The 20,635-nt window shown below is 66.3% G+C and carries 20 protein-coding genes, 6 tRNA genes and 1 pseudogene; 19 read left to right on the top strand and 8 right to left on the bottom strand.

What is annotated here, in order from left to right; translation table 11 throughout:
• The first annotated feature begins 352 nt into the window (after window positions 1-352).
• Window positions 353-712 carry a hypothetical protein gene (locus NG701_RS17220; protein WP_252569130.1) on the top strand — a complete coding sequence of 120 codons (360 nt, stop codon included), beginning with the start codon at window positions 353-355 and terminating at the stop codon, window positions 710-712.
• Here the strand turns inward: NG701_RS17220 and NG701_RS17225 are convergent.
• Both NG701_RS17225 and NG701_RS17230 read right to left on the bottom strand, forming a co-directional pair.
• Window positions 709-945, bottom strand: a complete 237-nt coding sequence (locus NG701_RS17225) for a DUF3263 domain-containing protein (RefSeq protein WP_252569132.1) — start codon at window positions 943-945, stop codon at window positions 709-711. The two genes, NG701_RS17220 and NG701_RS17225, sit on opposite strands and share 4 nt — an antisense overlap.
• A gap of 157 nt (window positions 946-1,102) precedes the next feature.
• Window positions 1,103-1,174 (bottom strand) — tRNA-Val (locus tag NG701_RS17230).
• Window positions 1,175-1,402: 228 nt separating this feature from the next.
• On the opposite strand from NG701_RS17230, the gene NG701_RS17235 reads away from it, so the two are divergent.
• From NG701_RS17235 to NG701_RS17260, 6 genes are all read left to right on the top strand, one after another.
• Window positions 1,403-1,475: transfer RNA gene (locus NG701_RS17235), tRNA-Gly, on the top strand.
• A gap of 47 nt (window positions 1,476-1,522) precedes the next feature.
• Window positions 1,523-1,593 (top strand) — tRNA-Cys (locus tag NG701_RS17240).
• A 39-nt stretch (window positions 1,594-1,632) separates the two neighbouring features.
• Window positions 1,633-1,707, top strand: a tRNA-Val gene (locus NG701_RS17245).
• A 58-nt stretch (window positions 1,708-1,765) separates the two neighbouring features.
• Window positions 1,766-1,838 (top strand) — tRNA-Gly (locus tag NG701_RS17250).
• Window positions 1,839-1,882: 44 nt separating this feature from the next.
• Window positions 1,883-1,954 (top strand) — tRNA-Val (locus NG701_RS17255).
• Window positions 1,955-2,107: 153 nt separating this feature from the next.
• Entirely contained in the window at window positions 2,108-2,365 is a 258-nt protein-coding gene (locus NG701_RS17260) for an antitoxin (protein WP_252569134.1), read from the top strand.
• Window positions 2,366-2,478: 113 nt separating this feature from the next.
• Here the strand turns inward: NG701_RS17260 and zapE are convergent, their stop codons facing one another.
• Window positions 2,479-3,516: a cell division protein ZapE gene (zapE, locus tag NG701_RS17265; RefSeq protein WP_252569136.1), complete on the bottom strand. Its 1,038-nt coding sequence runs from the start codon at window positions 3,514-3,516 to the stop codon at window positions 2,479-2,481.
• Window positions 3,517-3,729: 213 nt separating this feature from the next.
• On the opposite strand from zapE, the gene NG701_RS17270 reads away from it, so the two are divergent.
• The 3 genes from NG701_RS17270 to ybaK are packed head-to-tail and all read left to right on the top strand — an operon-like array spanning window position 3,730 to window position 5,642.
• Window positions 3,730-4,641 (top strand): sulfurtransferase, encoded by a 912-nt coding sequence (locus tag NG701_RS17270; protein WP_252569139.1) that lies wholly within the window; start codon window positions 3,730-3,732, stop codon window positions 4,639-4,641.
• A gap of 10 nt (window positions 4,642-4,651) precedes the next feature.
• The gene (locus NG701_RS17275) at window positions 4,652-5,113 is read left to right on the top strand and encodes a SufE family protein (protein WP_252569140.1); all 462 of its coding nucleotides are present in this window, start codon (window positions 4,652-4,654) and stop codon (window positions 5,111-5,113) included.
• Between the two features lie 31 nt (window positions 5,114-5,144).
• On the top strand, window positions 5,145-5,642 hold the full coding sequence (gene ybaK, locus NG701_RS17280; protein ID WP_252569142.1) for a Cys-tRNA(Pro) deacylase: 498 nt from the start codon (window positions 5,145-5,147) through the stop codon (window positions 5,640-5,642).
• Here ybaK and NG701_RS17285 read toward each other — a convergent pair.
• Complete coding sequence (locus NG701_RS17285) at window positions 5,639-6,841, bottom strand: alpha/beta hydrolase family protein (protein WP_252569467.1); 1,203 nt, start codon at window positions 6,839-6,841, stop codon at window positions 5,639-5,641. The two genes, ybaK and NG701_RS17285, sit on opposite strands and share 4 nt — an antisense overlap.
• Before the next feature lie 217 nt (window positions 6,842-7,058).
• Here NG701_RS17285 and NG701_RS17290 point away from each other — a divergent pair, with 217 nt between their 5' ends.
• The 9 genes from NG701_RS17290 to NG701_RS17330 all read left to right on the top strand — a co-directional run bounded on the left by NG701_RS17290 (window position 7,059) and on the right by NG701_RS17330 (window position 17,207).
• The gene (locus NG701_RS17290) at window positions 7,059-7,550 is read left to right on the top strand and encodes a hypothetical protein (RefSeq protein ID WP_252569144.1); all 492 of its coding nucleotides are present in this window, start codon (window positions 7,059-7,061) and stop codon (window positions 7,548-7,550) included.
• A gap of 14 nt (window positions 7,551-7,564) precedes the next feature.
• The gene (gene msrB / locus NG701_RS17295; protein WP_252569145.1) at window positions 7,565-8,074 is read left to right on the top strand and encodes a peptide-methionine (R)-S-oxide reductase MsrB; all 510 of its coding nucleotides are present in this window, start codon (window positions 7,565-7,567) and stop codon (window positions 8,072-8,074) included.
• A 154-nt stretch (window positions 8,075-8,228) separates the two neighbouring features.
• Window positions 8,229-9,596 carry a DUF6421 family protein gene (locus NG701_RS17300; RefSeq protein ID WP_252569146.1) on the top strand — a complete coding sequence of 456 codons (1,368 nt, stop codon included), beginning with the start codon at window positions 8,229-8,231 and terminating at the stop codon, window positions 9,594-9,596.
• A 47-nt stretch (window positions 9,597-9,643) separates the two neighbouring features.
• On the top strand, window positions 9,644-10,354 hold the full coding sequence (locus tag NG701_RS17305) for an SDR family oxidoreductase (protein ID WP_252569470.1): 711 nt from the start codon (window positions 9,644-9,646) through the stop codon (window positions 10,352-10,354).
• 76 nt (window positions 10,355-10,430) lie between these two features.
• Entirely contained in the window at window positions 10,431-11,546 is a 1,116-nt protein-coding gene (locus tag NG701_RS17310) for a threonine aldolase family protein (RefSeq protein ID WP_252569472.1), read from the top strand.
• 60 nt (window positions 11,547-11,606) lie between these two features.
• A complete protein-coding gene (locus NG701_RS17315) occupies window positions 11,607-12,257 on the top strand; it encodes a DUF3000 domain-containing protein (RefSeq protein ID WP_252569147.1) in 651 nt (216 codons plus the stop codon).
• A 31-nt stretch (window positions 12,258-12,288) separates the two neighbouring features.
• The gene (locus tag NG701_RS17320; RefSeq protein WP_252569149.1) at window positions 12,289-13,617 is read left to right on the top strand and encodes an HRDC domain-containing protein; all 1,329 of its coding nucleotides are present in this window, start codon (window positions 12,289-12,291) and stop codon (window positions 13,615-13,617) included.
• A 120-nt stretch (window positions 13,618-13,737) separates the two neighbouring features.
• Window positions 13,738-15,036, top strand: a complete 1,299-nt coding sequence (locus NG701_RS17325) for a thiolase family protein (RefSeq protein WP_252569150.1) — start codon at window positions 13,738-13,740, stop codon at window positions 15,034-15,036.
• The gene (locus NG701_RS17330) at window positions 15,033-17,207 is read left to right on the top strand and encodes a 3-hydroxyacyl-CoA dehydrogenase NAD-binding domain-containing protein (RefSeq protein ID WP_252569151.1); all 2,175 of its coding nucleotides are present in this window, start codon (window positions 15,033-15,035) and stop codon (window positions 17,205-17,207) included. Before NG701_RS17325 ends, NG701_RS17330 begins: the two co-directional genes overlap by 4 nt.
• A gap of 96 nt (window positions 17,208-17,303) precedes the next feature.
• Here the strand turns inward: NG701_RS17330 and NG701_RS21470 are convergent, their stop codons facing one another.
• The 4 genes and pseudogenes from NG701_RS21470 to NG701_RS17345 all read right to left on the bottom strand — a co-directional run bounded on the left by NG701_RS21470 (window position 17,304) and on the right by NG701_RS17345 (window position 20,429).
• Complete coding sequence (locus NG701_RS21470; RefSeq protein WP_374208710.1) at window positions 17,304-17,984, bottom strand: energy-coupling factor ABC transporter ATP-binding protein; 681 nt, start codon at window positions 17,982-17,984, stop codon at window positions 17,304-17,306.
• 297 nt (window positions 17,985-18,281) lie between these two features.
• A pseudogene (locus NG701_RS21475) lies at window positions 18,282-18,857 on the bottom strand (ABC transporter ATP-binding protein); the annotation flags it as partial.
• Window positions 18,830-19,576, bottom strand: a complete 747-nt coding sequence (locus NG701_RS17340) for an energy-coupling factor transporter transmembrane component T (protein WP_252569153.1) — start codon at window positions 19,574-19,576, stop codon at window positions 18,830-18,832. The pseudogene NG701_RS21475 and the gene NG701_RS17340, both read right to left, overlap by 28 nt.
• A 10-nt stretch (window positions 19,577-19,586) precedes the next feature.
• Entirely contained in the window at window positions 19,587-20,429 is an 843-nt protein-coding gene (locus tag NG701_RS17345) for an ECF transporter S component (RefSeq protein ID WP_252569155.1), read from the bottom strand.
• Between the last annotated feature and the right edge of the window lie 206 nt (window positions 20,430-20,635).

The following is a 20,635-nucleotide window of genomic DNA, read 5'->3' on the forward strand; positions in this document are numbered from 1 at the left end:
AAGAGAATCCACGAGTAAGCGCCCCAGCCTGTCCCGCATTGTCGTCAGGAATGCGCCCCAGGCAAGCCCCATTCCCTCATTTGTCATGGCCCCAGCATAAGGGCTATGAAAGACCGGTTTTGTTGACTAACTGAAATACGACTTCCGCCCCACCCTCATTTGAGGGTGGGGCGGTTTCGTCCTTAGGAGTATGGTGCCGACGAGGGCGGGGGGGAAACCTTCGGTCTCTAAAGGTCTCTCCTCGTCGGCACTCACAGCCAATCATCTGGTAGACCGGCCACACACGAGTGTTCGGTACTCGTATTCAGCACCCGCGAACACCCTGTCAGCTTGCCGGGGCTAGATTAGTGCCATGCCGAGCTTCGCCCAGGACGGGAACACCTACGAGTATCTCAAGCCCCTCGGGTTCAAGTGCCCCGAGGATGTCCAGTCGTGGGAGTACGGCAAGTACCCGAAGGTCCTGGCTGCCGTGCCGCTGGCCGGCGGTGCGACGGTGGACGTCTACGGTGAGTCCACGCGCTGGAGCCCCACGCACATCAGCGTCTCCTGGGTTGATCAGGATGGGCACACGAACTGGGCATGGATGCCTAAGGAAAACGTCCGGCGCGCCACGGACTCGGAGTGGGACGTCGACCAGTACCGCCGCTGCGCGGAAGTAAACAGGGTGATCCGTTGGGGCAATCGCCTACCGGGCTTCTTGCCCGCTGATTAGCCCAGAAGGCGACTGCGTAGGGGCGTAGGGGTTCTCCGCCGGGCATTGAGCCGGGCTACGGCTTCAGGCCGGTAGGCTGCCGCTTCAGGCGTTCGCAGAAGCTGGTTCACGAGCTGCCAGTAGTGTGTCGGCGAAAGTCCGAATTGCTGCTTCACGAGGTCTTCGAGGGAGCCAGCGTACTTGTAGCTTCCGGCGGCCGTATCAATCATTTCCATCTGGGTGCTGGTCAGCATCAGTGTTACCTCCAGCAGCACAGGCTACTTGCCGGCACCGACAGCGGATGGGCAGTAAAACCGTTTGCCCCACGGCTGCCCCACGCGGGCACCATCCAGACAAAACAAAAGCCCGTCAGGACTGGATAATCCGCGTCCTGACGGGCTTTCTGCTCGGTGGGCGATACTGGGTTCGAACCAGTGACCTCTTCGGTGTGAACGAAGCGCGCTACCACTGCGCCAATCGCCCCGATGCCTTTGAATGCTAGCCGACCCGGCGGGGTTTATGGAAATCGAGACGGGCCGCCGCTCGAATTACACGCCTGTAATTAGTAAAGTCCCCTAGATTGCAGGGATCCAGGGGCATAGCCGCGGCTGGGGAACGCGCGATTTGGAGAATCCATGAACCTCCTATAGAGTTCTTACTCGTTGGAACGCGAGGAATTGCCCGAAACGGCAAGGATTCAGCGGCCCAAATGCGGACGTAGCTCAGCTGGTAGAGCACCACCTTGCCAAGGTGGATGTCGCGAGTTCGAATCTCGTCGTCCGCTCGCAGGACACTGTCACGGCAAAGGTTTTTCGGAATCGGAGCTTACACGGTGGGTTGGCCGAGAGGCGAGGCAGCGGCCTGCAAAGCCGTTCACACGGGTTCGAATCCCGTACCCACCTCGGTGAAAACCATGGATTCCGGCTCACACCGGACGAAATGGGCGATTGGCGCAGCGGTAGCGCGCTTCCCTGACACGGAAGAGGTCACTGGTTCGATCCCAGTATCGCCCACCAAGCAAGGAAACTTGCTTCATGCAGTACGCTAGGCCACCGGCCAGGCTGTACTTCATACGCGGACGTAGCTCAGCTGGTAGAGCACCACCTTGCCAAGGTGGATGTCGCGAGTTCGAATCTCGTCGTCCGCTCTCTACCCCAGTAATAGATCCGAAATGGCCGGCCTTCCGGTTCCGGGCGATTGGCGCAGCGGTAGCGCGCTTCCCTGACACGGAAGAGGTCACTGGTTCGATCCCAGTATCGCCCACACACAGCAGCTCTCCGTGAGCTGCTTTTTTGTTGCCTGAATGACCCGCCCCGACTTGACAACATTTGTCACAGCACCTTGGCACGTCCGCCAGACAGGGCTAGGCTCGGTTGCGGAGGAGCGACCTGGCTCCGCGATTGAAGGGAGGTGCTCGTGGGACTGATTGACGATCTCAAGGGCAAGGCTCAGGGTCTCATCCACGGCAACGAGCGGGCCATCAAGGACGGCATCACCAAGGCCGGCGATTTTGTCGACTCAAAGACCGGCGGCAAGTACGCGGGTCACGTCGATAAGGTCCAGGATGGTGCTTCCAAGCTCGTTGACAAGAACGACGGAACCCCCGGCGCGACCCCTGCCACCGAGCAGGCTCCGCCAGTGAACCCGGTTCCCCCGGTTGACAGGGCTCCGTAAGAAGGATTTGGCCAGGGCTTTGCCCTAGCACGTCAAGGGGGTGCGGGTCCCGCCGGGAGGCGGCACCCGCACCTTTGGCGTTTAACTGACTGTCCGGCTTCCCCGGCCGCTGCCTAGGAAGGCTCGTGGTTCTGGCCCTCGCGGGCCAGTGCGGTCAGACGGGACACAGCACGGAAATACTTCTTGGTGTACCCGCCGTGCATCATCTCGTCCGTGAAGAGCTTGTCGAAGGGGACGCCGCTGGCCAGGATGGGCACATCCTTGTCGTACAGGCGGTCGGCCAACACCACGAACCGCAGCGCCACGGCCTGTTCGGTGATGGTCTCCACATTGCGCCACACGACGCCGTCGATGCCGTCGATGAGCTGCCGGTATCGGCTCGGGTGGACACCGGCAAGGTGGCCGATCAGTGAACTGAATTCGTCCTCTGCCACGGTCTTGCCGTCGAACTCGGCCTTCATCTGTGCGGCGAGCTGGCTGTTCCTCAGCGGTGCCGGGGCGGCGGGCAGGCCGCGGTGGCGGAAGTCCTCGCCGTCGATCCTGATGACGTCGAACTGGTCCGCCAGGACCTGGATTTCACGGGCAAAGTCGACGGCGGCAAAGCGGCCGTCGCCCAGCGAACCCGGCAGGGTGTTGGACGTGGCAGCCAGCTTGACGCCGGCGTCGGCCAGTTCACGCATAAGGCGTGACATCAGCACGGTGTCACCCGGGTCATCAAGCTCGAATTCGTCGATGCACACAAGCTTGTAGTGGCTCAGGGCTTCAACAGTTTTGCGGAAGGAAAGCGCCCCGACCAGGTTGGTGTATTCCACAAAGGTTCCGAACGCCTTGGGGCCCGGAGCGGCATGCCACAGGGAGGCCAGCAGGTGGGTTTTGCCGACGCCGAATCCGCCGTCGAGGTAGATCCCCGCCCTGGTAGCGACTTTCTTGCTGAAAAGCTTTTTGAACAGGCCGTCGCCGTCGCCGGCTCCAACTCCCGCGGCGAACGCTTCCAGCGCCTTGACCGCCGCCGCCTGGGACGGCTGGTTCGGGTCCGGCCGGTAGCTGGCAAAGGAGACCTGGCCAAACCGTGGGGACGGATAAAAACCCTTAAGGAGCTCATCCACCGAAACCGCCGGAGTGCGGGCGGCAAGCTGTTCGATCTGTACCAAGGTGGTCCGTTCTGCTGGTGGGTTGTCCCCAGAAAGAATACCGGCAACAGCCCGGGCCTACCCCGCCGTGCGGCCGGCAGGGGCCCGGGCGTGACGAAGGACATATTTCCCACTGTTAACAAGGAGGCGGACAGGGGCGGCCGGCCATGGCTACTGTGGGAGGCAGGTTTTCCTTCTACAGCATCCGCCGTGTCTCAGTGAAAGGCCATCACCATGTCCTACGCAGTTGAACAGAACGAGAAGTTCGCCGCCTACGCCAACCCGGAGCGTCTGGTATCCACCGACTGGCTTGCCGCCGCACTTGAGGGCGGCGCCCTTGCGGACGGAAAGCTGGTGGTGGTCGAATCCGACGAGGACGTTCTCCTTTACGAGACCGGCCACATCCCCGGATCCGTCAAAATCGACTGGCACACCGACCTTAACGATCAAGTGACCCGCGACTACGTGAACGGCGAGGCATTCGCCGCCTTGGCCGCTGCCAAGGGCATCTCCCGCGACGCCACGGTGGTCATCTATGGGGACAAGTCCAACTGGTGGGCCGCCTATGCACTCTGGGTCTTTACCCTGTTCGGCCACGAGGATGTCCGGCTGCTCGACGGCGGCCGGGACAAGTGGATCGCAGAAGGCCGCGAACTGACCACGGACCAGACCGCCCCGGCACCCGGTGACTACCCGGTGGTGGAGCGCAACGACGCCCCCATCCGCGCGTTAAAGGAAGATGTGCTGGCACACTTCGGCAAGCCGCTCATTGACGTCCGCTCCCCTGAGGAATACACCGGCCAGCGGACCCACATGCCGGCCTACCCGGAAGAAGGTGCGCTCCGCGGCGGCCACATTCCCACGGCAGCATCCATTCCCTGGGCGCGCGCCGCTGCGCCGGACGGAACGTACCGCAGCCGGGAAGAACTCGAGGCCCTCTACCTGGGCGAGGCCGGGTTGGCCGCAGGCGATGACGTTGTGGCTTACTGCCGCATCGGCGAGCGTTCCAGCCACACCTGGTTCGCGCTCAAGTACCTGCTGGGCTTTGACACTGTCCGGAACTACGACGGCTCCTGGACCGAGTGGGGCAACGCCGTACGTGTTCCCATCGCCAAGGGCACGGAACGCGGCACGGTCCCGGCGTAAACTGGAACAGATGACTACACATGACCTGCCCGCCGCATTGGCGGAAATCGTGGATGACTTCCAGGCCCTGACCGAACCCGATCGGCTTCAGTTGCTGCTTGAGTTCTCGCGCGAGCTGCCGGAACTGCCGGACCGGCTGAAGGACCACCCTGAGCTCTTGGAGCAGGTGGTGGAATGCCAGTCGCCGCTGTTCCTGACCATCGAGACGGAAAAGAACGACGCCGGCCCGGCCGACGCCGTTCGGCTCTACTTCAAGGCGCCACCGGAAGCCCCCACCACGCGGGGTTTCGCCGGTGTGCTCCACGAGGGGCTCGACGGACTCAGCGCCGCCGAAATCCTGGCGGTGCCGGACGATATGCCGGAGCTGCTGGGCCTGACGCGGGCCATCACGCCACTGCGGATGCGCGGCATGACCGCCATGCTGGGACGGATCAAGCGCAAGGTCGCCGCTTCGTCCCGGTCCGCGTCCTGATCTTCTGACTCCGGGTCGGAAACTGAACGCTTTGGGACGCAAGAGTTCTTCAAACGGAACGCCGGCCACAGCCGCACTGGCTGCAGCCGGCGTTCCCTTTGTGTTGCATCCGTATGCCCACGACCCTTCCGCGGCCAGCTACGGCACGGAAGCCGCCGAAGCCTTGGGCATCGCCCCCGAAAGGGTCTTCAAGACCCTCATGGTGGAAGTGGAAGGCCGACTGGCCGTGGGGGTTGTGCCGGTCAGCGGAAACCTTGACCTGAAGGCATTCGCGGCCGCCCTGGGCGCCAAGAAGGCTTCGATGGCAGATCCTGCGGCTGCTGAACGCCGCACCGGCTACGTCCTGGGCGGCATCTCGCCGTTGGGCCAGCGCCAGTCATCACCCACCGTGGTGGACAGCAGCGCCCTTGGTCTGGGAACGATGCTGGTTTCCGGTGGTAAGCGCGGCCTTGATGTTGAGCTTGCACCGGCCGACCTCATCCGGCTGACGTCCGCCGTGACAGCCGCCATCGGCACGCGCACACCTTAGCGGTTCTGGCCGGGATTAAGCCGTGGAGCCAACTGGGGCCGGAGCCACGCCTTGATCAGGTTCTCCCAGCGCTCGGGATCGACGTTCCATTCCTTGGTGTGCCTGGCGTGATTGAACGTTTCGAACGTGACCATGTCCGGATTCCGTTCGGCCAGGAGGGCGGATGGTTCATAGGGAACGTACTCGTCATCAACGCTGTGGATGATCAGGGTGGGCGTCCGGACTTCGACGGCGCGCGCCACCCAGTCCATGGCCTTGAGGTCCACGGGTGCGGCCAGGCCGGTGAGCCTGCGGCCCACAGGGTGGCCCAGCATCAGCTGCCCGTAGCGGCCAACGAGGGACGGAATGCGGTTGATCTGCGCATGGTGGGCCAGCACATTGACCCAGTTGATGACGGGCGCATCCAGGACCATGGCCCGGATCAGGTGACGGTGAGGCGAGAGATCGGCCGTCTGCAGGCAGATGGCGCCGCCCATGGACCAGCCGAAGAGAACAATTTCCTCGGCGCCGTTGGCCAGGGCGAATTCGATGGCAGCCTCCACGTCATGCCATTCCGTGGATCCCAGGCCGTACCTGCCATCCTCGGCCGAAGGCGCCAGCCCGTCGTTCCGGTACGAGACAAGCAGGCTGGTAAGCCCCAGTTCGAGGGCGGGACCTACCGCCCGGAGGGCCTCCTGGCGGGTGGCCCCGCGGCCGTGAACCATGACTGCCCAGGTCCGGGCAGGTCCGCCGGCCCGGACCAGCCACGCCGGTGCTGTGCCGCCGTCGACGTCGATCAGCACGTCCTCGGCCACAAAGCCGGCGGCAGCGGGATCCGGGTAGAGCGCACCGCTCCACCATCCGCGGCGGGCCGTTTCAAGATCGCCGGCATAGACGGCTTCCACTTCGCGCAGGACCGTGCCGTCCGCCGGCGAATAGGACACTATCCGCCCGATCCGGGCGTGCCCCTTCCCGCCGTCGAAAAATAACCCATAGACGCCCTCCACAGTGGTCTCCGGAGTGGCTGTCAGGATGACCTGGCGGCCGCCTCCTTCCCGGAGCACGGCGAGGACTTCCTGGTCCGCCGTCCGCTGCCGGACTGGAGTGATCACACGCCTGGCGAAATAAAGTGCCAGTGCGGAGGAGCCTGTGGCCAGCAGGCCGGCAAGGGCCCCGCCGCCAATGACGCCGCCGAGCGCCCATTTGGCGCGCAGGGACATACGGCCGTCGGCCTGGATCGGAACTGCCGCCGTCAACGTGGAGGTGCGCGTGGAAGGTGCCATGGAACCATTCTTACTGCCGCAGACGGGTTGACCATATTCCGTCCGGCACGTGGCGCCGGAATTCTGCCGGCCCCGGGGACGCCGCGCATGACACCGCACGCACCGAGCGGCCCAAATGGATGCAGGCGCCGGTGCGCACGACTAGGCTGATGCCATGAGCGATCCAATCGTCATTCTGACCGAAGAACCCCTGGGCGCGGACGACCGCGTCAACATAGAACGCCTGGTGGACGGGCAGGACACGCCCCTTGTCCTGCTGGTTCCGGGGAACACTGAACGGCACCTGCTGGTGGATTTTCTTGAGAATCTCTCCCTGCTGGACGTTGTTAAGGCGTTCCGCGAACTGACCGCCCATGCTCCGGACCCCTCCGCTGAACGGGCCGAGGCTGCGGAGACGCTGGCCGTCTCGCTGGCCGCCCTGGAGGGACTGGGCGCAGGAGTCACGGGCGAGGTGGTGGACGGTGGCGCCGTCAAGGGCCTCGTGGCCAAGGTCAAGGAGCTCGGTGCAGCCCAGGCGGTTGTGATCACCCGTCCGCACGCAGTGGCGGATACGTTCCACACGGACTGGGCCAACAAAGCCCAGGACCAGCTGGGGCTCCCAGTGCTCCACCTGTACGCCGGTTCGGGATTTATCGGCGACTCCTGAGCGTTGAGCTGACTATGAGTATCTTTCGAAAGAGCATCTTCGAGAACAAGGCCACGGATTCCGTCCCGGGTCCGGCTGCCGACGCCGCCGCTGCGGAACCCGCCTACCGGAAATCCGACGCCGAGTGGCGGCAGGAACTCACGCCGGAGGAGTACCACGTGCTGCGGCAGGCGGGTACGGAGCGCCCCTTCACCGGCGAGTATGTGGACACCCATACGGAGGGTGTCTACCAATGCCGTGCCTGTGGCACCGAGCTTTTCCGGAGCAACGAAAAATTCGACTCGCATTGTGGCTGGCCGTCCTTCTGGGCACCGCTCGCCGAAGGCACCGTCCGTTACATCCACGACCGGACGCTCGGCATGAAGCGGGTGGAGGTACGGTGCGCGCACTGTGACTCGCACCTGGGCCACGTATTTGAGGGCGAGGGCTACGGCACGCCCACGGACCAGCGCTTCTGCATCAATTCGGTGTCCCTGAAGTTGGTGCCGCGCGGCGCTGCCGCGGAAGAATCCACGGAGTCCTGAGTCCGCCAGCCGTGGCTCCGCCCACATCTGGCGTAGCCCCGAGACGCCCCGAGCCCGAGAGTATCTTATGCTCAGGCTCAATTTGAGTTAGGGACTCTGGTTGCTTGCTACGCTCGCCGTAGATGCCCCAAGCAATGAGAAAGGCAGTCGCACCATGACCGTCACCGTGACCGTGGCCCCTACGAGGATCACCGCCGAAAATCCCGCCTGGCTCCGCCTCAGGAGCGCCGCCGAATCCCTGCAGGCACTGCAGGTCCAGGACGGCTCCGTGCCCGACGCAGGCCATCACGCAGCAGCGGCTCTGCAGGTTGCCGCCATCACGGAGTCGCTCGCCGAACTGGCACCGCTGTTCCCGCACGACGCGGCCTATCTTGACGCCGTCGTGGCTGATTTCCAGGCGTGGGCCACAGCTGGATTCGCCGTCCCGGACTTCCTCGCATCCCTTCTGGCGTTCCAGCCCCAGCTGCAGCGCCAGGATGGCCTGCAGCACGTGGTTATTTTCCCCATGTACACGCAGAACGGAAGCAGCAGCCGGCTGGTGGAAGCCGTGCTGATCGAGGTCATCTGGCCCGATTTTGTGGCCGGCCTTGAGGCCGGGGACTATTCCAACAAGCTCTTTGTGCCCATCCGGTTCCTGGACTTCACCCGCGGCTACAACACCAACTCGGCGGTGCTGTTCCCCGAAACCGTGGCCGTCCGGGCAACACCCACCTTCACCTGGGGCGCCATTTTTGCGGACCGTGAAGCTGCCCGGTTCCGCCGGGTCCTGCGCGCGGCCGCAGACATCACCTCCCTGGACCTGCCCGCGGGCGCCGCGGAACTCCTGGCCGACCAGGAACTGACCGAGGCCACGTTTGTGATGTGGGACCTGATCCATGACCGGACCCACATGCGCGGCGACCTGCCCTTTGACCCGTTCATGATCAAGCAGCGGATGCCCTACTTCCTGTATTCGCTGGAAGAACTGCGCTGCGACCTCACAGCATTCCGGGAATCCGTCCGGATCGAACTGGACGAAGACGCCGGGCCGGAAGCACGCCGGCACGCGAAACTGGTGCAGTACGCCATCATCTTCGACCGGATCTTCCGCTTCGCGATCACCGGCAACCGGGTGCGCAACTACGACGGCCTCGGCGGACAGCTGCTCTTTGCCTGGCTGCACCAGCACCACGTCCTGCACTGGACCGACAGCCGGCTCAGCATCGACTGGGAGCAGGTGGCGGACGCAGTGATCGCCCTCGGCGCCTCGATCGACGAGCTCTACTGGCGCTCCATTGACCGGCCGAAAATGGCCCACTGGCTTGCTGCGTACCAGCTGATCTCCGCCACGGTCACACCCAACCCCGCATCAGTCTGGGCCAAGGGCCCCGACGCGCTCCCGGTTGCCGGTCCGCCCCGCGGCCTGACAGACCAGGTGCTGGACGACGAATTTCCGCTGTCCATGTTCTACGAAGCCTTGGAGAAGAAAATGCGCCCAGTCATCGAATCCACTGCCGGCATCACCGGAGCGTCCGCGCTGTGAGCGAACCCGGCGCCCCGCGCGTTGTTCCTGTTCCGGACCAAGCCCCCATGCTGAACGTCCTGGTCACCGGCGGCAGCGGTCCGTCCGGGATCGCGGTGGCCCGGGCGTTGCACCGGGCGGGGTTCCGGGTCTTCACGGTCGGCTCGGACAGCACGCGCATCGAGGGTGCTGCGAGGCAGGCGGGCGACGGCGTCACTCCCCTGGTGTGCGATCTTGCGGATCTCGCTGACGTCCAGGCCCTCCGGAAGACCCTGACGGGCACGGCAGGTCTGATGGACGGGGTCATCCACCTCGTGGGCGGCTGGCGCGGCGCCAAAGGCATCACGGACCAGAGCGACGCAGACTGGGACTTCCTGGAGCGCGGCGCCATCACCACGCTCAGGAATGTCTCCCGGGTCTTTTACGCCGACCTGGCCGCCGCCGGAACCGGACGGTTTGCCATGGTGTCCTCCACCGCGGTGGACAAGCCCACGGCGGCGACGGCCAGCTATGTGGCGGCGAAGGCCGCCGCCGAGACCTGGACACTGGCGATGGCGGAGGGCCTGGCCCGCGAGGCTGCGGAGGAGGGCACCGCCTTGCGCGGCGCCGCCGTCGTCCTGGTGGTGAAAGCGCTCGTGGACGCGGAACTCCGGAAGGCGCACCCGGAACGGACCTTTGCCGGCGCCACCGACGTCGAGGACCTGGCCGCCGCCGTCGTCGGACTGTTCAGCCGCCCGGCAGCCGAACTGAACGGCCGGCGCCTGCCCCTGACCCCCTGACCCCAAAATCCCCTGACTTCGTGGACCCCTGACCGGCCGGACCCGACCTCCCTAGACTGAGAACGTGAGCAAAACAATGACAACTACGGCAGATGCCGCCCCCCGGCTTGAGAATCCCGCCGCCCGGCTGCACGATGCGTCCGTCCGCGGTTTCGCCTCGGACAACTACTCCGGTGTGCACCCCGAGGTGCTGGCAGCCCTCGCGGCAGCCAACGAGGGCCACCAGGTGTCCTACGGCGAGGACGACTACACGGCACGGCTGCGGGGGCTGATGGAGGATCACTTCGGCGCCGGCATCGAATGTTTCCCGGTGTTCAACGGCACGGGGGCCAACGTGCTGTCCCTGCAGTCGCTGCTCCCGCGCTGGGGTGCTGTGGTGTGCGCGTCGACGGCGCACATCAACATGGACGAAAACGGCGCTCCGGAACGGATCGGCGGGATCAAACTCCTGCATGTCCCCACCCCGGACGGCAAGCTGACGCCGGAGCTGATTGACCGCGAGGCGTGGGGCTGGGGCGATGAACACCGGGCACAGCCGCTGGCAGTGTCCATCACGCAGACCACCGAGCTTGGCACGTGCTACACCCCGGATGAGGTCCGGGCCATCGCCGATCATGCCCACGCCAAGGGCATGAAACTCCACATGGACGGCGCTCGGCTGGCCAACGCGGCCGCGCACCTGGACGTGCCGCTGCGGGCTTTCACGCGCGACGCCGGCGTGGACATCCTCTCCTTCGGCGGCACCAAGAACGGGCTGCTGTACGGCGAAGTGGTGGTGGCCCTGAACCCCGAAGCGGCCCACGGCCTGAAGTTCCTGCGCAAGATGAACATGCAGCTGGCCTCGAAAATGCGCTTCCTGTCGGCCCAGTTCATCGCCCTGCTGGAAGGCGACCTGTGGCTCCGTTCGGCGTCGCACGCCAACGCCATGGCTGCCCGCCTCCGCGCCGCGGTGGACACAATCGAGGGCGTGGAGCCCACGCAGAAGACGGAGTCCAACGGCGTGTTTGCCGTCTTGCCGGCCGGCATAGCTGACCGGCTGCGGGAGTCCTTCCGCTTCTACGACTGGGATGAAGCCGCCCGCGAGGTCCGCTGGATGTGTTCCTTCGACACCAGCGAGGACGACGTCGACGCCTTTGTGGCCGCGATCCGGCGGGAACTTGCGGCCCACCGCGCGGGCAGGGAAGCCGGATAGCATGGACCGGCGACGGCGAGCCTGCTCTGCCCGCCCCCTGCTGTTGCGTAATCTGCGAAGGTGAACGCACTAGCCCAGGTTCCCCCGGAATTTCTCCACGCCTTGGGAACCCTCAGGAAGGCCCAATGCCGCAGTGAGTTGCGCCTGGCGGAAATTCCCGCTCCGGCGCGCCTGGCACCGTTCGCCGTGGCACTCGGGGCCGAGGTCATGGCGCCCGGACCGGGCAGCGGCACCACACCGGTCCACGGGCCTGCCGCCATGGCCCTGGCCGCGGCGTCCGGCATCGAGGACGACGACGACACCGAGCTGGCCACGGGCCGCTTCATCCTGCTGCACGACCCCGAAGGCTCAGCAGTCTGGGACGGCGAATTCCGGATTGTCACCTACATCCGTGCCCAGCTTGAGCCAGAAATGGGCAACGACGAAATGCTGGGCACCGTCGCCTGGACCTGGCTGGTCGAGGCGCTGGAGAACCACAAGGCCCCCTACCGGGCGGCCGGCGGGACCGCCACGCGCGTCCTGTCGGAGAGCTTTGGAACACTTTCCGCCCGGCCCGGATCGATCGATATCGAGCTGCGCGCCTCCTGGACTCCGGCGTCCTCGGACGTTACTGCCCATCTGGAGGCGTGGTCCGACATGGTCTGCACGTTCGCCGGACTCCCCCCTCTGCCCGACGGCGTCGCGGCCCTTCCGCGCCGGCGCCGGAACTAGGACTGCCCCTTGTCGGTAAACTGAAGGCATCATGACCCCTCATATTCCGGAAAACACCACGGCCGGCGCTCCGGCTGCTGATACCACTCCCCACATCACGGTGGAAGGCTTCGACAGCCAGGTCCCCGTAGTCATTGACCTCGACGCACCGCGCGACGGCGTGCCGCTGGTTATCGAAACGCAGTCCGGGCTGGAGCGATGCGCGGCAGCCATCGCCGCTGGAACAGGGCCCGCAGGGGTTGATGCAGAACGGGCCTCAGGATTCCGGTACGGCCAGCGCGCATTCCTGGTACAGATCCGGCGCGAAGGCTCCGGTACCTGGCTGATCGACCCTGAACCGTTCGAGAACCTGTCCATCATCAACGATGCGCTCCATGGGGTGGAATGGATCCTGCATGCAGCCAGCCAGGATCTGCCCTGCCTGCTGGAGCTGGGCATGTGGCCGGACAGGCTCTTTGATACGGAGCTCGCCGCGCGGCTGGCCGGGCTGCCACGCGTTGGCCTGGCTGCCGTCATCGAACAGCTGCTCGGGTTTGGCCTGGCGAAGGAACATTCGGCCGCCGACTGGTCCACCCGGCCGCTGCCCGAGCCGTGGCTGCGCTACGCGGCCCTTGACGTGGAAGTCCTGACCGAGCTGCGCGAAGAACTCATCGAACTGCTGCAGGCCGACGGCAAGCTGGAATACGCCGAGCAGGAATTTGCCGCGATCCTTGCCGCCGGCGTGGCTCCTCCCCGGGTTGACCCCTGGCGCAAGACGTCGGGCCTGCACCAGATCCGTGACCGGCGCCAGCTGGCTGCGGTCCGCGAAATGTGGCTGGAGCGCGATTCCCTGGCACAGAAGCGCGATGTGGCGCCGGGACGGCTGATCCCGGATTCGGCCCTGGTGTCCGCCGCCAAGGCCATGCCGTCCACCGTTCCCCAACTGCTCGGCACCAAGGGCTTCCATGGCCGTGCGGCTCAGCGTGAGGCACCCCGCTGGCTCCGGTGCATCGCCGCTGCCCGCGATCTTGAGGACCTTCCGCCGCTGCACCTCCCCACCAACGCACCGCCCCCGCCGCGGGTGTGGTCGGATCGCGACCCCGAGGCCGCCGCACGCCTCTCCACCGCCCGCCCGCTCCTGCAGGAGAAGGCGGAGGAACTGAACCTTCCCGTAGAGAACCTGCTGACGCCGGACTACCTCCGCCGGGTGGCGTGGCGTCCGCCGTCGGACATCACCGAAGAAACGGTAGCCGCTGAGCTGCGCGGCCTCGGTGCCCGTGACTGGCAAGTCGGCGTGGTCGCGCCGCTTCTCACGGAGGCTTTCCTCAACCCGCAACCACTGCCGGCCAAGGAAACCAAGGCAACCGCAGCCACTCAGTAAACGCCCCTCGCCGAGCCTTGCGCACTATGTTACTGACGAGTAACATAGTGTGCACTGCCGTCCCGCCGAGTGCTGCCCTTTGGCCTCCGGACGGCGCCAACGTCTCGATGAGGAGTAAACGTGAGCCACCACGGAAGCAGCGGATCCCCGCGAACTGTCCGCGACGTCGTCTTTGTTGACGGCGTCCGCACGCCCTTCGGCCGGGCCGGCGAGAAAGGCATCTACGCCGGAACCCGCGCCGATGACCTGATGGTGAAGTGCATCCGCGAACTTCTGCGCCGCAACCCCACCCTGCCCGCGGCCCGAATCGACGAAGTCGCCGTCGCCGCCACCACCCAGACCGGCGACCAGGGCCTGACCCTCGGCCGCACAGCCGCCCTCCTGGCAGGGCTCCCCCGCACCGTCCCCGGATTCGCCATCGACCGCATGTGCGCCGGCGCCATGACCGCCGTCACCACAACGGCCAGCGGCATCGGCTTCGGCGCCTACGACGTCGTCATCGCCGGAGGCGTGGAGCACATGGGCAACCACCCAATGGGCTCCGGCGCCGACCCGAACCCGCGCTTTATGTCCGAGCGCTTGGTTGACCCTGCTGCCCTGAACATGGGCAATACAGCCGAAAACCTGCATGATCGTTTTCCCGCCATCACCAAGGAACGCACAGACGCGTACGCGGTTGCCTCGCAGGACAAACTCGAGGCCGCCTACGCCAAGGGCCAGATCCAGCCTGACCTCGTTCCGGTCGCTACCCTCAAGCCGGGACAGGGCTGGACGATGAACAGCGTTGATGAGCCGCCCCGCCCAGGAACCACCCTCGAAGACCTGGCGGCCCTGCGGACTCCCTTCCGCGCCCACGGCCGGGTTACGGCAGGCAACGCCGCCGGCCTGAACGACGGCGCCACTGCCGCCGTCCTGGCCTCCTCGGAAGCTGCGGCGGAACTGGGCCTGCCGGTCAAAATGCGGCTGGTCAGCTACGCCTACGCGGGCGTCGAACCGGAGGTCATGGGCATCGGCCCCGTGCCCGCCACCGAAAAGGCCCTGAAGAACGCCGGACTCAGCATTGAGGACATCGGACTTTTCGAGATCAATGAAGCATTTGCCGTGCAGGTCCTCAGCTTCCTGGACCACTTTGGCATTTCCGACGACGACCCCCGCGTGAACCGGTACGGCGGCGCCATCGCGGTGGGCCACCCCCTCGCGTCCTCCGGGGTCAGGCTGATGAACCAGCTCGCGCGGCAGTTCGAAGAAGATCCCTCGGTCCGGTACGGGATCACCACCATGTGCATAGGCTTGGGCATGGGCGCCACCGTCATCTGGGAAAACCCGCGTCACTCGAAATACACCGATTACAGCGGCACAGTCGCAGCAGTCGTCCACGAAGCAAACTCAGTAGCCACCACCGAAGGAGCCGCCGCATGAGCGCCGCCGATTTCACCAAGCTTGCCGAGCTCTTCCCCGACGAAACCGTGACCCACTCGTACGTCCAGGACATCAAGCTGCCTGCCGCCCCCGGCCAGCAGAGCCCCGGAGTTTTTGCGCTGATCACCCTGGATAACGGCCTGGACCACTCCAAGCCCACTACCCTGGGGCCCAATACGCTGGTGGAACTAGGCACGGTCCTGGAGGGCCTGAAGGAACGTGCGGCCCGCGGCGAGATCGTGGGTGTGGGCGTGACAGGCAAACCGTACTTCCTCGTGGCCGGCGCTGACCTGTCCGCGGTGAAGTCGCTCGAGAACCGCGATCATGGCCTGTGGATGGCACAGCTCGGGCACAACGTTTATGCCACGCTGGCCAACCTCGGCGTCCCCAGCTTCGCCTTCATCAACGGCGTTGCCCTGGGCGGCGGCCTGGAGATCGCCCTGCAGTCCACCTACCGCACGGTGTCTACCGGCGCCGGCGCGTTGGCGCTTCCCGAGGCCTTTATCGGCCTGGTCCCCGGCTGGGGCGGTGTCTACATCCTGCCGCGCCTGATCGGACCCGAGAACGCGGTCAAGGTGATGATCGAGAACCCGCTCAGCAACAACCGTACCCTCAACGGGCCGCAGGCCTTCCAGCTGGGCATCGCCGACGCCCTGTTCGAACCGGCAGACTTCCTGGAACAGTCCCTCGCCTGGGCGGCCACGGTCATCACCGGCGAGTTGGTCCCGGCACGGGCCAGCGCCGTGGACCCTGCTGATCCAGCCGTTGCCGGGCGCTGGTCCGCAGCGGTCGCCGCCGGCCGGGCGTTTGTGGAGGCCAAGACCTCCAACGCCTCCCCTGCGCCGGCCAAGGTCCTGGACATCCTCGAAGCCAACCGGACCATGTCCCAGGCCGAATCCGCCGCCCTCGAGTGCGAAACCCTCGCCGGTCTGATGCAGACGGACGAGTTCCGCGCCACCGTCTACGCGTTCCTGGACCTGGTCCAGAAGCGTTCCAAGCGGCCTGCCGGCGCACCGGACCGTAAGCTCGCCCGTCCGGTCACCAAGATCGGCGTCGTGGGGGCGGGCCTGATGGCCAGCCAGCTGGCCCTTGTGTTCGCCCGCCAGCTCAAGGTCCCCGTGGTGATGACGGACATCGACCAGGCCCGTGTGGACAAGGGCGTCGGCTACGTCCACGCCGAGGTGGACAAGCTCCTCGGCAAGAAACGCATCAGCCAGGACGCAGCCAACCGCACCAAGGCGCTGGTCACGGGATCGGTCTCCAAGGAGGCCTTCGCGGACGCCGACTTTGTCATCGAGGCCGTCTTCGAAGAGCTGAACGTCAAGAAGCAGGTCTTCGCCGAGGTGGAAGAAATCGTCTCGCCGGACTGCATCCTCGCCACCAACACGTCCTCGTTGTCCGTCACGGCCATGGCCGAAGACCTCGCGCACCCGGAACGGCTGGTGGGCTTCCACTTCTTCAACCCGGTGGCCGTGATGCCGCTGCTCGAAATCGTGCGCGCACCCAAGACCGACGACGCGGTGCTGGCCACCGCTTTTGAGCTCGCCAAGGGCCTCAAGAAGACCGCGGTCCTGGTCAAGGATGCGCCGGCCTTTGTAGTCAACAGGATCCTGTTGCGGCTGATGGGTGAAGTGACGGCCGCCTTCGACGAAGGCACCCCTGCCGAGGTGGCCGACACTTCGCTGCGTCCCATGGGCCTGCCGATGACACCGTTCACGCTGGGTGCCATGGTGGGCCTGCCGGTTGCCCAGCATGTCCAGGAGTCCCTGCACGCCGCTTTCGGAGACCGCTTCGCCGTGTCCACGAACCTGCAGAAACTGATCGAGAACGGCGTGAAATCACTGTGGGCCCCGGCGGCCGACGGCTCCCAGGAGATCCCGGAGTCCACCCTGTCGCTGATGTCCTTCGGCACGTCACCGTCCGCCCGGGACGACGTGCTGCGCCGCGTGCAGGACGCCCTCGCCGAGGAGATCGGGCTGATGCTGGATGAGGGCGTAGTGGCCGGTCCTGAAGACATCGACCTCTGCATGATCCTCGGCGCTGGCTGGCCGATGTTCCTGGGCGGCATCACGCCGTACCTGGACCGTGTTGGCGCCTCCGAACGGGTCAACGGCAAGCGCTTCCTAGCGCCCGGCGTCGCGTCCGCGTCGGCGTCGCCCGTCCACGCCTGAAGCCCCCGCCTGAAGAGTTTTGGTCAGATATCGTCCCTGAAGGTCCTTAAAACCGCGTTATCTGACCAAAAACTCGAAGGTGAGGCCACTGGCCGCTCAAATCCGCCGCAAGCGGCCGGCGTCGATTCCCACCAGCCGGTGCGCGATGGACCGGGCGTAGTCCAGGTCGTGGGTGACCAGCACGACGGCGGCGCCCTCCGCCGTCGTGCTGCGCACTACCCGGTCCAGCGCGGCCAGCCCATGGCCGTCCAGGGAAACGGTCGGTTCGTCCAGTGCAAGGACTGAGGGACGCCGGGCCAGCACTGTGGCCAGTGCCAGAAGCCGCTGCTGGGACGCGGGCAGTTCGGCTGGGTGCCGTCCGGCAAGGTGCTCCAGGCCAACGGCGGCGAGGGCTTGCTGCACTGCCTGGTCAGCCGCTGGCTGCCTGCGCTCGAGTCCGAAGCGGATTTCCCGTTCCACGGTCCGCTCAAACAGCTGGTCCCTGGGCTGCTGGAAAAGTAGCCCCACGTCACCGGACACCCGTCCCGCGGGCTGTCCGCCGATGTTCCGACCCTTCACCAGCACGCTGCCTGCTGTTGGTTGGAGCAAACCATTGAGGTGCCTCAGCAGCGTCGACTTTCCGGCGCCGTTGGGACCTGTCACCGCCAGGATCTCGCCCGCGCGGACGGTCAGGCTGAGTCCGTGCAGGACCGGGTCAGCCGGTGGGCCCGGTTGCGCCCTGAACCAGCCTCTGCGCTGTGTCCCCCGGTACGTGAACGAGAGGTCGCGCAGTTCCAAAGCCGGCGGACCGTCGACGGCGGATTGATAGCCTGCTTCTGCGAGCGGCCGGAGACCTGTATGCGTACGGGGGCAAACCACGCCCGCCAGTTCCAGCGCCCCGGCAGCCACGATTTCTGCCGGCGTGCCGGCAGCGGCCACGGTGCCGCCGGCAAGAACCTGCCAGGTATCGGCGTTGTGCAGGACGGCATCGGCCCGCTGGCTCAGGATCACGACGGCGGTGCCGTCCTGTACGAGGTTCCGCACCAGGGCAGCGAGGTCTTTGGCTCCGTCTGTGTCGAGGGAGGCGAAGGGTTCGTCCATGATGAGAACCGCGGGGCGGGAAATGACCGCGCAGCCGATGGCCAGGCGGCGCAGCTGACCGCCGGAAAGCGTGGCAGGGTCCCGGTCCAGCAGCCGGGTCAGGCCGGTCAGGGCTGCCGTGTGCCGGACGGCGCCGGCCATACTCGCACGGTCCACCCCCGCGTTTTCCAGCCCGAAAGCCAGCTCCTCGGCCACCGTGGCACGGACCGTGGACAAGGCGGCGGCGGGATCCTGCGGCACAAAGCCCACCTGGCGGCCCCAGCCCCCGGGATCGATCCGCGGATCGGCAGCTGTCCCGGTGAACCGAAGGCGCGTGCCGGCAAGCTCGAGAAAACCCGTAAATGTCCCGCCGTCGCCGGGCAGCAACCAGCCGGCGAGCAGCCGCCCCAGTGTTGACTTGCCGCTGCCGGACCCGCCGAGCACCGCTGTCAGCGATCCCGCGGCGAAGGACACCTCAAGGCCAGCCAGAACCGGTTCCTGCTCACCGGGGAAGACAAATTTTTCGATACCCGCAGCCAGAGCCGGAGGTGAGCTTTGCGCCATTAGTAAGCACCCGCCGTCGGCTGCCATAGGCGCGCGGCGATGGCCGCCACCGCCGCGAGCAGCAGAACCACGCGCACGCACCGCTGGACGCGAGAATTCTGTACCTCGCGGTAACTCGTGTTCGGCCCGGAGCTGCCGAAGCCGCGGGCCTGCAAGGCTGCCGCGCGGGTGCCTGCTTCCTCCACGAGAGCCAGCACCAGGGGAACCGCCTGCCACCGGAACGCGCCTGCGCGCCCGACAATTCCAGGCCGGATCACCAGGCCGCGCGCCTCCTGAGCCTGCCGGATCCGTCCCAGCCGTGAGCTGATGGCCGGCAACAGCGTCAGGGTAGACGCGAGCACAAACGCGAACCGCGCGTGGACGCCGCGGGTGGACAGGGCAGCAACCAGGTCCGGGACGCTGACGGTGAAGGACCACAGCAGCAGCACCAGCACTGCGGCAGAAAGCTGCGCAGCCCGCTCGAACGCAAAATGGAGGCCTTCCGCGGTGACGCGCGCCGGGCCCCATTGCACCAGAACCGTGATGCCCTCAGGAAAGAACAGTCCATGCAGGGCCAGCAGCGACAGGACCAGCGGAACCAGGATGACCGCCACCACCGGCAGCATCCGGCGCGCCACTCCTCCGGCCACCGACAGGCCCGCGGCCGCGGCGATCACGGCGACGGACAGCGGCCAGCTGCCAGCCGCCGTCGTGATGACTGCCGTGCTGCCGGCAGCCGCCAGCGACGTCAGGGGGTGAAGGCGCATCAGGGCTGCGTCAGGCGTCCCGGCCGGTGGATTCGCCGGTGGGCTGGCTGATGGATGTTCCCGCAAGCACGCGGTACCGCCGGACAAACGGGAACTGCAGGCGGGTGCGGCGCGGCAGGGCGTACACCAGGACGGCCACCAAGGTGAAGACGATGGCCTTGTCCATGGGGTCCGAGATCAGGGCCTGCTTGGTGATGGCCGCCAGGAGGGTGTCACCCATGGAGCGGAAGGCGCTGACGATGGCACCGGTGGCCAGGCCGGAGGTGCCGCCGAAGACGAACGCGGCAACGGGAGCGGAGACCACACCGCCGATGATGCCGGCCAGGAAGCCCGCCACCGGCGCCAGGTAGAAGCGCCGGAACAGGCCGTGGCGTGCGGCGACGCCGGCCAGGAAGCCGATCAGGGCGGCACCGGCGGCGAACGGCAGGACGGTGGGGTTGAAGAAGGACCAGACGATGCTGCTGAGGGCGCCCGTGGCTGCTCCGGCGGCGGGTCCGGCCAGGACGGCGATCAGGACGGTGCCGATGGCGTCGAGGTAGAACGGCACCAGGGTGCTGCCCACGAACTGGCCCAGGACAATGTTCAGTACCAGTGCCACCGGAATCAGCACCAGCGTGGACACGGGCAGCGTGGGCAGCACGCCGATGATCAGCAGCACCGCGCCCACGAGGAAACCGGACAGGGTGATCAGGGCCGAGGCGCTGCCGGGACCGCCGGTGATGTCCGCGGGCTGGTTCAGGACCAGGTAGACGTAGGTGCCGGCGATGGCCAGCGCTCCGAGGGTTTCCAGCAGGCGGCGGTTCCGGACAGTGGCCGGCGTCGGTGACGGCAGCGCAAGGGAGGGCGATGACATGGCGTTCCTTCTGAGGATGCAGGCTGTGGCGCCCGGATGGCCCGGGCGGTAAGGAATGCCGCCTATGTCACCTCGGCGGCAGCCGGGGGCGTCTGCGCCGGCCCGGTCCGCGGACCAGTCTACCGTCCGGAAATTCGCAAGCCGTGCTGGTCCTTGGAGGCAAGCCCACCACTAGGTTCCGCACTACCTTCCGTCCGCTGGCAGCA

The organism is Pseudarthrobacter cellobiosi, assembly GCF_023913815.1.
Taxonomy (GTDB): Bacteria; Actinomycetota; Actinomycetes; order Actinomycetales; family Micrococcaceae; genus Arthrobacter; species Arthrobacter cellobiosi.